Here is a 12,857-nt window from a genome sequence, read left to right as displayed (position 1 = left end):
TCTAGATATTATTTTAGATAAAGGCCTGTTAAATTTTAAAAATAAAACATAAATTGACACTTCTATAAACTAGCTTCTGCTGAAACTTTGCCTGCTAAAATTTTAGACTACACCATTTTCTGCTATCTTTGCTTCATGCAATTTTCAGAAATTTTAGGACAAGAACACATCAAAAGTCATTTGACAAAAAGTGCTGATTTGGGCAGAATTCCCCACGCACAACTGTTCGTAGGTCCGGAAGGCAGTGGCACTTTACCCATGGCGATTGCGTATGCACAATACATCATTTGCAGCAATCAAAACGGAGAGAATTCCGGTTCAAATGAAGCGTGCAACCTGAAATTTCAGAAAACTTCCCATCCTGATTTGCATTTTATTTACCCGACTGTCAGTACTGAAGAAGTAAAAACAAAACCCAAAAGCATTGATTTCATAACGGAATGGCGACAGTTTATAGAACAAAATCCGTACGGAAGTTTGTTTGATTGGTACCAAATGCTAGGTGTTAAAAACAAGCAAGGAGAAATTAGGGTCGATGATGCGCAGGAAATCTTGAAATCGCTGGCTTTAAAATCTTATGAAGGCGGATACAAAATAATGATTATTTGGATGGCTGATAAATTGAATATCGCTGCTTCTAATAAATTACTGAAATTATTGGAAGAACCTACAGACAGAACGGTTTTTATCCTGATTTCAGAAAATGAAGAAGATATTATTCAAACGATTCGTTCCCGTTGCCAAGTACTACATTTTAATGGTTTGAGTGAAACTGTCATTGCGGAGGCTTTGGTTTCAAAAGAAAATACGGATTCTAAAATAGCTTTAAAAATAGCGCATCAAGCACAAGGAAATTTCAATAAAGCATTGCAATTAATACAACCGGACAGCGAATCAGTTTTTTTTGAAAAATGGTTTGTCGATTGGGTTCGTGCGGCTTTTAGAGCAAAAGGAAACGCCGCTGCCATTCAGGATTTGATCCAGTGGAGCGAGCAAATTGCTGGTTTGGGAAGAGAAACCCAAAAAAAGTTTTTACATTTTTGTATTGATATGTTTCGTCAGGCCTTGTTGCTCAATTACCAAACGCCAAGTTTAGTCTACATGGAACCACAAGTGGAAAAATTCAAACTGGAGAATTTTGCACCTTTTGTAAATGGCAACAACATAAATGATATTTTTAAAGAACTTTCAGAGGCAATGTATCACATTGAACGCAACGGAAACGCTAAAATTATTTTAACCGATTTATCAATAAAACTTACTCGTTTAATTCACAAAAAATAAAAAAATGAACAATATTACTTCTATTTTAATTTTAATTTTCCTGGCCATCACTTTCCTACAGTCCGGATACGACAAATTGTTTTATTGGAAAGATAATGTCGAATGGTTAAAAGGTCATTTCGATAAAACACCATTAAAAAACCATGTACCTTTAGCACTGCTAAATATCTTGATTCTAGAATTAATTTCCGGTATTTTATGTGTAGTAGGCTGTGTGGAACTGTTCGTGAATAACGGAAGGATTTTTGGTTTTTACGGAGCCGTTTTCTCTTGTATCACGTTGTTGATGTTGCTTTTCGGACAGCGATTGGCCAAAGATTATGATGGAGCCAGAACAATTGTTATTTATTTTATCCCTGCAATATTGGCCGTTTATTGGTTAAACTAGACTTTACAACTTATTATTTTGAACAACTCCTTTTTAAATAAAAAAATGACACCAAAACACCCTTCAGAATCCCTGACGATATTAACTGATTTGGTTTTACCAAGCGAGACCAATCCTTTGAACAATCTTTTTGGTGGCGAATTATTAGCCCGTATGGATCGCGCAGCAAGTATAGCGGCACGCAGACATTCCCGAAGAATTGTAGTTACAGCATCCGTAAATCACGTTGCATTCAACAGAGCCATTCCGTTGGGAAGTGTCGTTACTGTTGAGGCTAAAGTTTCCAGAGCTTTCAAAAGTTCAATGGAAATATTCATTGACATTTGGGTTGAAGACAGAGAATCCGGTAATAAAACCAAAGCCAATGAAGCGATCTATACTTTTGTAGCAGTAGACGATACGGGAAGACCCGTTGAAGTACCCCAAATTGTTCCGGAAACCGAAATAGAAAAACAACGTTTTGAAGCTGCATTGCGACGCAAACAGCTGAGTTTAGTTTTAGCCGGAAAAATGAACCCCCATGATGCAACCGAATTAAAAGCATTGTTCGTGTAAGAAGCAAAATACAACTGACTATTTTTAATTGATAAATAGATTTAAAATATTCTTGAAAGAGAAAATTTTAAATCAAAAAAGAAGTATTTTTACAAAACATATATTCAATATACAAATGAAATTATGGGATAAGTAATCATCCTGTCAGTTTCTTACAGTTATAAACCAATACAAATAGATGAAAGAAAAGGTAAAAGAGAAGATGAGTTCAGAGAAAGAATCTAAATTAAAAGCGCTACAACTTACGCTTGATAAATTAGACAAAACCTACGGGAAAGGGACAGTAATGAAAATGGGCGACAAAGCCATTGAAGAAGTAGAAACTATTTCTTCCGGGTCTTTAGGAATCGATTTGGCATTAGGAGTTGGAGGCTATCCAAGAGGTAGAATTATTGAAATATACGGTCCGGAATCTTCTGGAAAAACCACATTGACGCTTCATGCTATTGCTGAAGCTCAAAAAGCAGGTGGAATTGCAGCTTTTATTGATGCAGAACATGCTTTCGACAGAAACTATGCGGAGAAATTAGGCGTAGATATTGAAAACTTAATCATATCACAACCTGATAATGGAGAACAAGCGTTAGAAATTGCGGAGAACTTGATTCGTTCCGGAGCAATTGACATTGTTGTCATTGACTCGGTTGCAGCTTTGACTCCAAAAAGTGAAATTGAAGGCGAAATGGGAGATTCTAAAATGGGATTACACGCCCGTTTAATGTCTCAAGCATTGCGTAAATTAACAGGAACCATCAGTAAAACAAACTGTACAGTTTTCTTTATTAATCAATTAAGAGAGAAAATTGGTGTGATGTTTGGTAATCCAGAAACTACAACGGGAGGAAATGCATTGAAGTTTTATGCTTCGATTCGTTTGGATATTCGTCGTTCTACTCAAATTAAAGATGGAGATAACGTCCTTGGGAACAGAACCAAAGTAAAAGTGGTGAAAAACAAAGTCGCTCCGCCATTTAAAATCGCAGAATTTGACATCATGTATGGGGAAGGAATTTCAAAAACAGGAGAGATTCTTGATCTTGCTGTTGAGTTTGAAATCATCAAAAAAGCAGGATCTTGGTTCAGTTACGGTGAAACTAAATTAGGACAAGGTCGGGATGCTGTTAAGTCTTTGATTAAAGACAATCCGGAATTAGCGGATGAATTAGAAGAAAAGATTAAAGCCAGAATAAAAGAATTGGCAGAAGCATAAAAAGTAAAACCCGTCTCGTACCTAAAAAACGAGACGGATTTTTTTATTTTTACACGCAACCTTTTGTTGAAATTTTGATCTTTTGCAAAACAGCTTAGAATTCAATTAAGAAACTGAATTGTATAAATTTAAAAAATTAATAAATGAAAAAAATTGTGCTTTTTATTCTGTTCATTACAACCTTGACCGGATGTTCCATTGATAATGACAATCAAGATTCTTATAGCTTTGAAGTGCTGCCTATAGATAGCTATACATTACCCGAAAAATTCATATTGGGAAATACCTATGAGATAAAATTAAAATATACAAGACCAACCGAATGTCATTTATTTCAAGGGATTTATTATGACAAAAATTTGAATGTAAGAACCATAGGCATTCAAACGGCAGTGAATACTAGTCAAGTTTGTACGCAACAAATACCTTCACCATCAGAGGTTTCTTTTAATTTTTATGTAACCAATACCGGTTCTTATATTTTTAAATTTTATAAAGGAGAGAATGCTAATGGAGAAAATATCTTTGAAGAAGTAGAAGTTCCTGTCGTTATTAATTAATTCTTGAATAAAATTGTGCGGTTAGACCAATAAATTATTGACTGTAAAAAGCTATTAGGAGCTTACTTGATACATTCGAGTAGTTATCCGGATGCCGAAGAAAATTTACAGATTTGAAGCAAATCCATTTTAGCACTAATGTGAGTACCGGCTTTAAATACCGAATTGTAAAATCATTTCAGATTAATTTTGAACCTATGGTAAAGTATCAAATAAATACTTTTTCAAACAACTCTAGAGACTTTAAACCGCTATTTATTGAGTTGTATTCCGGGATCAGTTACAGTTTTTAAAATTTATTTAGAGTCGAAAGCAACTAATTGCTCGTAAATGATTTCGCGTACTTCTTCGCGAATTTGTTTCCTGTCTGCCCCTGTTTTTCCAAAAGTTTCCACATGAGAATGTATTTTTACCCGCATAAATCCTGGACTTCCTCCCCAAAAAGCATATGGAAATCTTTTTTTATTGTCTCCAAAAGTAATGGGAACAATGGGTATTTGATGCTCAATTGCCAATCGGAAAGCACCATCTTTGAAAGTGTCCAGCAAGACTGATTCATCACATGGAACGCCACCTTCTGGAAAAATACAGATACTCAGTCCTTGATTAATTCTTTTTTGAGCGCGATTAAAGACTTCCATTTTACTTTTTGAAGAATTTCTATCCACCAAAATACAGGTTCTTTTATAGAAAAAGCCAAACAACGGAATTTTTGAAAGTTCTTTTTTACCTACAAAAACAAACGGATTTCTTGTCAGGACAAGCATCAGCATAATATCAGCCATGGAGGTATGATTCGCAACAATCATGTAACTTTTTTGGTACTCCATTGCTTGTGTTCTATCTATTTTATAATGAAAACCCATGCCAAAAAGAATGAATTTTGCCCAAATACGAGCCATCTTAAAAAAATAAGGATACCCGTTTTCCGTCAAAATAGACAGCACCAGAAAAGGAAACATCACCAATATAGGAATGGTCATCAAAATATAAAACCATATACGCCATAGCGCCCAGAAAATAATTTTTAATGCTCTCATAAGTTCAAAAGTAAGAAATCAGATGTTATGATACTCAAAAAATATTCTTGCGTTTTTCAACATATAAGTATTATAAGTTCTAATTTACTGCTCAATTATAATATCTTCCTTTAACCATCAAGGTTTTATTGACTTAAATGTCTGATATGGTTAAAAGAAATTACTAACACGATTTAAAGTAACTTGATTTTTATAATTTGCAAATTTGCGGTAAAAAATAAAAAACTTTGCGAACTTTGCGGTAATAGTTAAAAATCATAATGGCAAAAATACTTACAGGCGTTCAAAGTACCGGAACTCCGCATTTAGGAAACTTACTTGGTGCAATCATTCCCGCAATAGCACTATCAAATAAACCGGAAAACGAATCGTTTCTTTTCATTGCTGATTTGCATTCAATCACGCAAATAAAAAACGGCGAAACTTTAAGAACAAATACTTACAGTACTGCTGCTGCTTGGCTTGCCTGTGGTTTGAATGTAGATAAAGTCGTTTTCTACAGACAATCAGATGTGCCGCAAACAGCCGAATTGTCATGGTATTTGAGTTGTTTTTTCCCTTTTCAACGCTTGACATTAGCGCATTCTTTCAAAGACAAAGCGGATAGACTGGAAGATGTCAATGCTGGTTTATTTTCGTATCCAATGTTGATGGCGGCAGATATTTTATTATATGACGCCGAGTTTGTACCCGTAGGAAAAGACCAATTGCAGCACGTTGAAATCACGCGTGATGTAGCGTCCCGTTTCAACCACCAAATGGGAGAGACTTTCGTACTTCCCGTAGCAAAAATTCAGGAAGACAGCATGCTGATTCCCGGAACTAACGGCGGAAAAATGAGTAAATCAGCTAATAATATTATCAATATATTCTTGGATGATAAGTCCTTACGCAAACAAGTTATGAGCATTGAAACCGACAGCACGCCGCTGGAAGATCCTAAAAATCCGGATACGTGCAATGCGTTTGCCATTTATAAATTATTGGCAAATCAACAACAAATAGCCACAATGACTGCCAATTACTTAAATGGAAATTACGGTTACGGTCACGCCAAACAAGCGTTGTTTGAGTTGATTGTAGAAACTTTCAAAACCGAAAGAGAAAAATACAAGTATTACATGAATAACCTTCCTGAAGTAGATGCTTTACTGAAAATTGGTGCTCAAAAAGCAGCTGTTGTTGCCAATGGAGTTTTGGCAAGAGTGAGAGAGAAATTAGGATTTGAGGTTTAAACAATCAATTTTTAAAACATATAAGTTTTTTTAAGTTTAATACTATTTTATTAAAGCTTTCATGACTTATATGTTAAAATCAAATCGCCTCAAACAATTTCCCCGGCAAAGGTCGTATCACGCCTTTCAATTCCATATTCAACAGCATTCCCGAAATTTTATAAATAGGAAAATCACAGCGCAAAGCAATAATATCCATTAGTTCTTTCCCTGTTTTAAGGAGGTAGTCGTATACTTTTTGTTCGTCTTCCTCTAAGCTTACAAACAATTGTTTTTGTATGGGTTTGGATTCCTTCTGAATGTCCCAATTCAAAATATAAACCAAATCAGCGGCACTAGTCAATACATTTGCTTTTTGAGTCTTTATGAGGTTGTTGCAGCCTTGGCTATACTTATCTGTAACACGTCCCGGAACCGCAAAAACATCACGATTGTAATCATTCGCCATGTTTGCAGTGATTAACGATCCGCCTCTATCGGCAGATTCAATTACAATCGTCGCTTCAGACATTCCTGCAACGATCCGGTTTCTTCGCACGAAATTTTCTTTATCCGGATTGGAGGAACTCCAAAACTCAGTCATAAAACCACCGTTTTGTTCGACTTTCGACACATATTTTTTATGGGTTTTCGGGTAAATTTGGTTTAAACCATGAGCAACAACACCAATGGTTTGTAGGTTATTTTCCATTGCCAATTGATGCGCCACAATATCGACACCGTAGGCAAAACCACTTACGATTATAGGATCGAGTGGAGCCAAATCTTCGATCAGTTTTCTACAAAATTCAGTACCGTACGAGGTAATTTGGCGCGTTCCTACAATGCTGATTATTCTTCTGTTTTTTAAATTGATATTTCCAGATGTGAATAATAAAAGTGGTCCGTCAATACAATGTTTCAACCGATCTGGATATTCTTCGTCCTGAAAATAAACCGCATTGATTTCATTTGCTTTTATAAACTCCAGTTCCTGAGTCGCTTTTTCGAAAACTGATTTATCTTTTAAATTTTTCAGCAAAACAGATCCTACTCCATCAATAGCAGCGAGTTGCGATGCTTTTGTATTAAAAACCGCTTCTGCTGTTCCAAAATGGGTAAGCAGTTTTTTGGCTATGATGTCGCCCACGCCCTCTATTCTTTGCAATGCCAATAAATAAAATAAATCCTGCTCTTTCATGCTAATTATTTGAGGGTGAAATGTATAAATTTTTATGCGGATTGTTAATAAAAATTGTAAATAAAATTTTGATACCTGTTTTCGTTGTATAACTTTGTGAGTATGAAAATCGAACTATACATCGCGCAGCTTTTATACCGTTATCAATGTGTAACCGTTCCGGGTTTCGGAGCTTTTTTGACCGAAATTCAATCGGCTAAACGGAACGAAAGCACGAACTCGTTTTCTCCTCCCAAAAAAATGATCGCTTTCAATGCTAATTTGAAAAACAATGATGGTTTATTAGCCAATCATATCGCTTTAGCAGAGAAAACGTCTTATGAATATGCCGTTAGTGCCATTCAATATGAAGTTTTTACTTGGAAAAAAACATTAGAAGAAAACGAACTTTTTTCTATCAAAAATCTAGGTGATCTTCATTTGAACGCGGATAAAAATATAGTTTTCACTCCATACGACCAAACGAATTACTTAACCAGCTCTTTTGGGTTGGCTCCCTTTGTTTCACCACTTGTAAAAAGAGCAATCTTCGAAAAAGAAGTAGAAGCAATTGAAGAAAAAGCAACCATCACTATGGTTCCTGAAACCAGAACAGCGAATCCATATTTAAAATACGCCGCTATTTTTGTGTTAGGATTAGGACTTGCGGGAAGTGTTGGTTATCCAATGTATCAAAATCAAATTGCCTCAGAAACGATTCTTGTAGAAACTGCCGTTCAAAAACAAGTTCAAAATAAAATTCAGCAAGCCACATTCTTCATCGAAAGTCCGGTTCCTGCTGTTACACTATCCGTAAAATCGACTATCGAAGCAAAAATGCCGTATCACATTATGGCCGGAGTGTACAGGGAAGAAAAAAATGCGGATAAAACACTGCGGATTTTAAATCGCTTAGGATATGATGCCAAGCGAATCGCTCCTAACCGAAACGGTTATTTTCCGGTTTTGTATGGCAGTTACGCCACATTTGCTGAAGCAGAAAAAGCAAAAAAAGAAATCAATGAAAAGCACAATCCAGAAGCTTGGATATTAATTCAGTCACTATAAAACAAAAACCCTATTCGTACCGAATAGGGTTTTTTAGTTTTAATACTTTCTTATTATTTAATTCAAACTCGCTTTGTACATTCTCGCTTCTTCCCAAGAAAATTTATGACCGTATTTCTCCATCAACGCATTCAGTGATTCTTCTTTATATCCTGCAAAAGCAGCTGCTAAATCCTGCATTTTATCCTCCGATAAAACCTCTGAAATTGAAACTGCTTTGGTTTGTATCAGCTTTACAAAATGGGTGTAAATCGTTTGTTTGGTCAGCACTCTGATAGTTGCAATATCCGCAATTGATTTCTTTTCGACCCACAATTCATAGGTTTCCTGCACCGTTGTTTTTTTAGGTACCGTTGTTTTTGCTTTTTTCGAAGTATAACGCTCTATGTCTTTATCATCGGCAATCAAGGTTATATTTAATTCCTTGAATTGATTTTGTATGGCTTCTGTCTTGCGGATGATGTAATTTTTTATTTCTGAAGAGGTCAATTTTTCTTTCGAAATGGCTTCTCCTGCCACAACGGTTTCTATCAATAATTTGGCCTTCATTAAGCGTAAAACGGCTTTGGTTTGCAATTCTTCTAGCACGATTAATTCATCATAAAACGTTTTTACTTTTTTGATGCGCTTTACTTCTTCAATTTTCCAAAGAATTTCAAAAACCAGCTCGTCCATTGGTTTTAGGAAATAACTGAAAGCGGCTTGAATGCGTTCCGATACGTGATTCAAATCGACCGTTTCCTGACCAAAAAGGGTATTCAACTGCGAAATGAATTTTTTGGATGGATCTAAAAGCTGTTCAATGATTTCTGTTTGCTTTTTGGCCCAAACAGCGTGTTTGGATTTCTCTGAAATTTCTGATTTTTCGTTATAACTGAATTTATGATTGCGCCATTCCTGAGCCAAATCGTTCCAATCAAAGGTGTTTGTCAGATAGTTATGGATGAAATTTTTGGTTTCAAAATGCAAGGCATTCTCTAAAAACGAATCCGAAGCTTTGTTTAATGAGTAATCCATGACATCCTGATCGTTTGAAATGCCATTCATACGCAACGGAGATAGCAAAATAAGCCCTTCTAGTGAGCGCAAACGAGATAATGCCACATAAGCCTGTCCGGGTAGAAAAACTTGCGAAACATCAAGTGCTGCTTTATCAAAGGTTAGTCCCTGGCTTTTATGCACCGTAATCGCCCATGCTAATTTGATGGGATAGTGCACAAAAGTTCCCAAAACCTCTTCATCAATTTCTTTAGTGGTTTCGTCTACTTTGTATCGAATGTTTTGCCATTCATATCTTTCAACTTCTATAGTTTTATTTTCTTCCGGAAAATGAACCAGAATTTCTTTACTCGAAAGGGATTTGATAACGCCCATTTTTCCGTTGAAATAGTGTTTATCAAAGGATAAATCATTTTTTACAAACATGATTTGCGCGCCCACTTTTAACTGCAATTGTTGTTCCACGGGAAATATCTTATCCGGAAAATCTCCGGTAATCTCCGGTTTATAAACCACCAGCTTTCCCTCCAGATCTTGTAAAGCCTGCGCGTTCATCGTATCGGCTTTGTTGTTGTGCGTGGTTAATGTGATGTATCCTTTATTTGCTTTTAAATCGAAATCGGGTTTTACATATTGGTTTAAGGTTTGAATGTCCTGCTGTGAAATCTCATTGTTGCGCAGGTTATTCAAAACCGAAATAAATGTATCGTCAGTCTGGCGAAAAATCTTGGACAATTCAATGTATAAAGGCGGATTTTGTTGCACGACGTGCGAATGAAAAAAGAATTTTCCTTTGTAATAGGTTTTCAGCGTACGCCATTCTTCGTCCCGAATGACCGGCGGCAACTGCAACAAATCACCAATATATAAGACTTGAACACCTCCAAAAGCAGTGTTGCGCTTGCGTACTGTTTGCATCATATAATCCATCGCATCCAGCAAATCCGCACGAAGCATACTGACTTCATCGATAATCAATAATTCCATATTGCGAATCACCGATTTCTTCAAACCACTCATTTTGAAATGCCTGCGCAAGGTAGCTTTGGTTTCAAATTTAGTACTTTCGGAAAATTGAGGTGATGAATTATCTGGAATAAATCCTCCAAACGGCAACTGAAACATGGAGTGAATCGTAACGCCTCCTGCATTTAACGCGGCAATTCCTGTTGGCGCCACCACAACGGTATTTTTGTGCGTGGTTTGGATAATTTCCCGTAAAAGTGTGGTTTTTCCCGTTCCTGCTTTACCGGTCAGGAAAATGGATCGATGAGTTTGATTGATGAATCGTATTGTATAAGCGGCGGCTTCTGAAATGGTTTGCATTAGGCGTGTATATATAAAGCTAAAGTATTGAAAATTAAAAACACTATTGGAATAATTGGAAAATATTTACGATTATAATTCGACTGTTTTTTAGCCCGGATAGCAGCGAAAATCCTCGAAATTTAGAAAAAACACTTGCTACACGAGAGATTACTTCACTATACTTTTATTTCAATTGGAGTTCAGTGAACTACGTTTATAGCGGATAACCGGGTATGGCTTCAAAAAAAAAGCCTTCAATCTAACTATAGACGAAGGCAATCTTTTGAATTAATAGTAAAAATTTATTTTTTAGCCGCTGCTGTTTCTTCCGTTTTTGCAGGAGCTTTATATTTATCGTTCAAGGCTTTGATAATTTCTTTTGTGATATCAAATTTATCTTCTGCGTATAAAATTGAGGCAGCGTCACCGGTTCCATAGATGTAGGCATATCCTTTTTCCTTACCGTAGGATTTAATAAATTTTTTCACACCACTCACCAGAGAATCCATTTCTTTTCCGCTTTCTTGCTGCAATTCCTGAGACAACGCTTGTTGTGCGTAGCTCAATTGTTGTTCTTTTTTTTGCAGTTCAGCTCCTTTTTGTTGTGCCCAAGCCTGCCCGTTAGCTTGTGCCTGAGCTTGGAAACCTGCTGCTTCTTGCTTGAATCGATTAATTTCAGCCTCTAGCTGTCTTCCTTTTTCTTCTGCTTTTGTCTTGTATTTTGCTTCAAGATCTTTGGCCTCTGTATATTCCTTCATTAATTCAGAAGTATCTACGTAAGCAGTTTTCACTTCCTTAACTTCTGCTGGTTTGTTACAAGCAACAATTGAAATTGATAATGCGATAATTACTAATGCTTTTTTACTCATGTTTTTAATATTTATTTTTTGGTATTGCGTTGCCAGTTCGCTAACGCTCGTGTCGTGAATCTTTGATTTCATTTTGATGAATTTCTAGTTTTGAGTATTGGTGACAAAAATATAAAAAAATAGATAGTATTGACATAAAGTTTGAAAAATGCTACTTTTTTATGATATAAGATTTTATTATTGTGATTCACAAATGCATAATCTATGACTATTAAAACCGAGCTTCATATCTTCTAAATAAACGAATTAGTTTAAAAATCCGATAATCACCTTCGATTTCATTAAAAAACACGCTTAAATACACTTAAAATGATTTTTAGGTGTTTTTTAGGATGTAAATGTGTGAGGAATACTCAGAATTCTTCTTCGCTTCCCAATTTGATTGCAATCCAACAAAAAAGGCTTTTATATAATTCATTTTTCCGGTTTTGTATTTTTCCGAAAGCAAAGCAACATAAAACGAATCAAATTTCATGGGAAGCACTTGTACCAATTTCATTTCTTCTTTCTCGAAAAGCATTTTTATAGCCGTTTTAGAAAAATGCCAAAAATGAATTGGCACATCATAAGCGGCCCAAAACGTTCCGTAATGTTTTGCATCGAAGGATTTAAAATTTGGAACAGCAATAATTAAAGTTCCATTAGGTTTTAATAATCGTTTAAGTTCTTTGATTTGGTTTTCCAAATTAGGAACGTGCTCCAAAACATGCCACATCGAAATGACTTCAAAAGAATGATTGTCTAACTCACTGGTTTCGCCAACAAATGAAACGCCTTTCTTTTTGGCAATTGCTTTTGCTTTTTCACTTGGCTCTACTCCTATGGTATGCCAACCGTTTTCTTTGGCAACATATAAAAAATCCCCTGTTCCGGCACCTATATCTAAAATACTCCCTTTGTTGGATTGCAATGAATTGATTAAATTCAGTTTGTTTTTTAGCGCGATGCTTTTTACAAAATGATACGTTTTTTCAAACAAGGATCGCTTACCGTCTGTATGGGAAATGTAATCCACACTTTCATAATACTTCCCTAAATTTTCTAAACTGGGTTGTGGAGACGTAATCAGCATATCTAATTTGGCGTCATGATACAAGTCAAAAACCTCCTGAGAAACAGAATAATCTTTAACGGTTAAAAAAGGCTGTTGGTTTGAAATGTTCATTAATTAATAGTCTTTTA

The 12,857-nt window shown here is 35.7% G+C and carries 12 protein-coding genes; 7 read left to right on the top strand and 5 right to left on the bottom strand.

Annotation, left to right across the window (positions count from 1 at the left end):
• The first annotated feature begins 135 nt into the window (after nucleotides 1-135).
• The 5 genes from EKM03_RS00940 (at nucleotide 136) to EKM03_RS00920 (ending at nucleotide 3,997) form a co-directional block, all read left to right on the top strand.
• Nucleotides 136-1,284, top strand: coding sequence for a DNA polymerase III subunit delta' (locus EKM03_RS00940; protein ID WP_126561376.1), 1,149 nt, complete (start codon nucleotides 136-138; stop codon nucleotides 1,282-1,284).
• Nucleotides 1,285-1,288: 4 nt separating this feature from the next.
• Complete coding sequence (locus tag EKM03_RS00935) at nucleotides 1,289-1,672, top strand: DoxX family membrane protein (protein ID WP_126739720.1); 384 nt, start codon at nucleotides 1,289-1,291, stop codon at nucleotides 1,670-1,672.
• Nucleotides 1,673-1,717: 45 nt separating this feature from the next.
• Nucleotides 1,718-2,227 carry an acyl-CoA thioesterase gene (locus EKM03_RS00930; protein ID WP_126452284.1) on the top strand — a complete coding sequence of 170 codons (510 nt, stop codon included), beginning with the start codon at nucleotides 1,718-1,720 and terminating at the stop codon, nucleotides 2,225-2,227.
• 202 nt (nucleotides 2,228-2,429) lie between these two features.
• Nucleotides 2,430-3,437, top strand: coding sequence for a recombinase RecA (recA, locus tag EKM03_RS00925; RefSeq protein ID WP_126452335.1), 1,008 nt, complete (start codon nucleotides 2,430-2,432; stop codon nucleotides 3,435-3,437).
• A gap of 143 nt (nucleotides 3,438-3,580) precedes the next feature.
• Nucleotides 3,581-3,997 (top strand): membrane lipoprotein lipid attachment site-containing protein, encoded by a 417-nt coding sequence (locus EKM03_RS00920; RefSeq protein WP_126457743.1) that lies wholly within the window; start codon nucleotides 3,581-3,583, stop codon nucleotides 3,995-3,997.
• A 296-nt stretch (nucleotides 3,998-4,293) separates the two neighbouring features.
• On the opposite strand, the gene EKM03_RS00915 is transcribed toward EKM03_RS00920, so the two are convergent.
• Nucleotides 4,294-5,037, bottom strand: coding sequence for a 1-acyl-sn-glycerol-3-phosphate acyltransferase (locus tag EKM03_RS00915; RefSeq protein WP_126563542.1), 744 nt, complete (start codon nucleotides 5,035-5,037; stop codon nucleotides 4,294-4,296).
• Between the two features lie 260 nt (nucleotides 5,038-5,297).
• On the opposite strand from EKM03_RS00915, the gene trpS reads away from it, so the two are divergent.
• Nucleotides 5,298-6,272, top strand: coding sequence for a tryptophan--tRNA ligase (trpS, locus tag EKM03_RS00910; protein ID WP_126457745.1), 975 nt, complete (start codon nucleotides 5,298-5,300; stop codon nucleotides 6,270-6,272).
• A 79-nt stretch (nucleotides 6,273-6,351) separates the two neighbouring features.
• Here the strand turns inward: trpS and dprA are convergent, their stop codons facing one another.
• Nucleotides 6,352-7,452 (bottom strand): DNA-processing protein DprA, encoded by a 1,101-nt coding sequence (dprA, locus tag EKM03_RS00905; RefSeq protein ID WP_126457746.1) that lies wholly within the window; start codon nucleotides 7,450-7,452, stop codon nucleotides 6,352-6,354.
• A 102-nt stretch (nucleotides 7,453-7,554) separates the two neighbouring features.
• Between dprA and EKM03_RS00900 the strand changes: the two genes are divergently transcribed.
• A complete protein-coding gene (locus EKM03_RS00900) occupies nucleotides 7,555-8,499 on the top strand; it encodes an SPOR domain-containing protein (protein ID WP_126739719.1) in 945 nt (314 codons plus the stop codon).
• Between the two features lie 57 nt (nucleotides 8,500-8,556).
• Here EKM03_RS00900 and EKM03_RS00895 read toward each other — a convergent pair whose 3' ends face one another.
• The 3 genes from EKM03_RS00895 to EKM03_RS00885 all read right to left on the bottom strand — a co-directional run bounded on the left by EKM03_RS00895 (nucleotide 8,557) and on the right by EKM03_RS00885 (nucleotide 12,840).
• Nucleotides 8,557-10,824 carry a helix-turn-helix domain-containing protein gene (locus EKM03_RS00895; protein ID WP_126577115.1) on the bottom strand — a complete coding sequence of 756 codons (2,268 nt, stop codon included), beginning with the start codon at nucleotides 10,822-10,824 and terminating at the stop codon, nucleotides 8,557-8,559.
• Between the two features lie 284 nt (nucleotides 10,825-11,108).
• Complete coding sequence (locus tag EKM03_RS00890) at nucleotides 11,109-11,675, bottom strand: OmpH family outer membrane protein (RefSeq protein WP_126553165.1); 567 nt, start codon at nucleotides 11,673-11,675, stop codon at nucleotides 11,109-11,111.
• A 316-nt stretch (nucleotides 11,676-11,991) separates the two neighbouring features.
• A complete protein-coding gene (locus EKM03_RS00885; protein ID WP_126739718.1) occupies nucleotides 11,992-12,840 on the bottom strand; it encodes a bifunctional 2-polyprenyl-6-hydroxyphenol methylase/3-demethylubiquinol 3-O-methyltransferase UbiG in 849 nt (282 codons plus the stop codon).
• Nucleotides 12,841-12,857: the final 17 nt, after the last annotated feature.

Source organism: Flavobacterium sp. GSP6 (assembly GCF_003984855.1).
Taxonomy (GTDB): Bacteria; Bacteroidota; Bacteroidia; order Flavobacteriales; family Flavobacteriaceae; genus Flavobacterium.
The sequence above is the reverse complement of the archived record's forward strand: the minus strand, read 5'-3'. Positions and strand labels throughout refer to the sequence as shown.

Coding starts and splice junctions, on each gene's coding strand:
- EKM03_RS00940 (WP_126561376.1), top strand. CDS start 136: ATGCAATTTTCAGAAATTTTAGGACAAGAACACATCAAAAGTCATTTG.
- EKM03_RS00935 (WP_126739720.1), top strand. CDS start 1,289: ATGAACAATATTACTTCTATTTTAATTTTAATTTTCCTGGCCATCACT.
- EKM03_RS00930 (WP_126452284.1), top strand. CDS start 1,718: ATGACACCAAAACACCCTTCAGAATCCCTGACGATATTAACTGATTTG.
- recA (WP_126452335.1), top strand. CDS start 2,430: ATGAGTTCAGAGAAAGAATCTAAATTAAAAGCGCTACAACTTACGCTT.
- EKM03_RS00920 (WP_126457743.1), top strand. CDS start 3,581: ATGAAAAAAATTGTGCTTTTTATTCTGTTCATTACAACCTTGACCGGA.
- EKM03_RS00915 (WP_126563542.1), bottom strand. CDS start 5,037: ATGAGAGCATTAAAAATTATTTTCTGGGCGCTATGGCGTATATGGTTT.
- trpS (WP_126457745.1), top strand. CDS start 5,298: ATGGCAAAAATACTTACAGGCGTTCAAAGTACCGGAACTCCGCATTTA.
- dprA (WP_126457746.1), bottom strand. CDS start 7,452: ATGAAAGAGCAGGATTTATTTTATTTATTGGCATTGCAAAGAATAGAG.
- EKM03_RS00900 (WP_126739719.1), top strand. CDS start 7,555: ATGAAAATCGAACTATACATCGCGCAGCTTTTATACCGTTATCAATGT.
- EKM03_RS00895 (WP_126577115.1), bottom strand. CDS start 10,824: ATGCAAACCATTTCAGAAGCCGCCGCTTATACAATACGATTCATCAAT.
- EKM03_RS00890 (WP_126553165.1), bottom strand. CDS start 11,675: ATGAGTAAAAAAGCATTAGTAATTATCGCATTATCAATTTCAATTGTT.
- EKM03_RS00885 (WP_126739718.1), bottom strand. CDS start 12,840: ATGAACATTTCAAACCAACAGCCTTTTTTAACCGTTAAAGATTATTCT.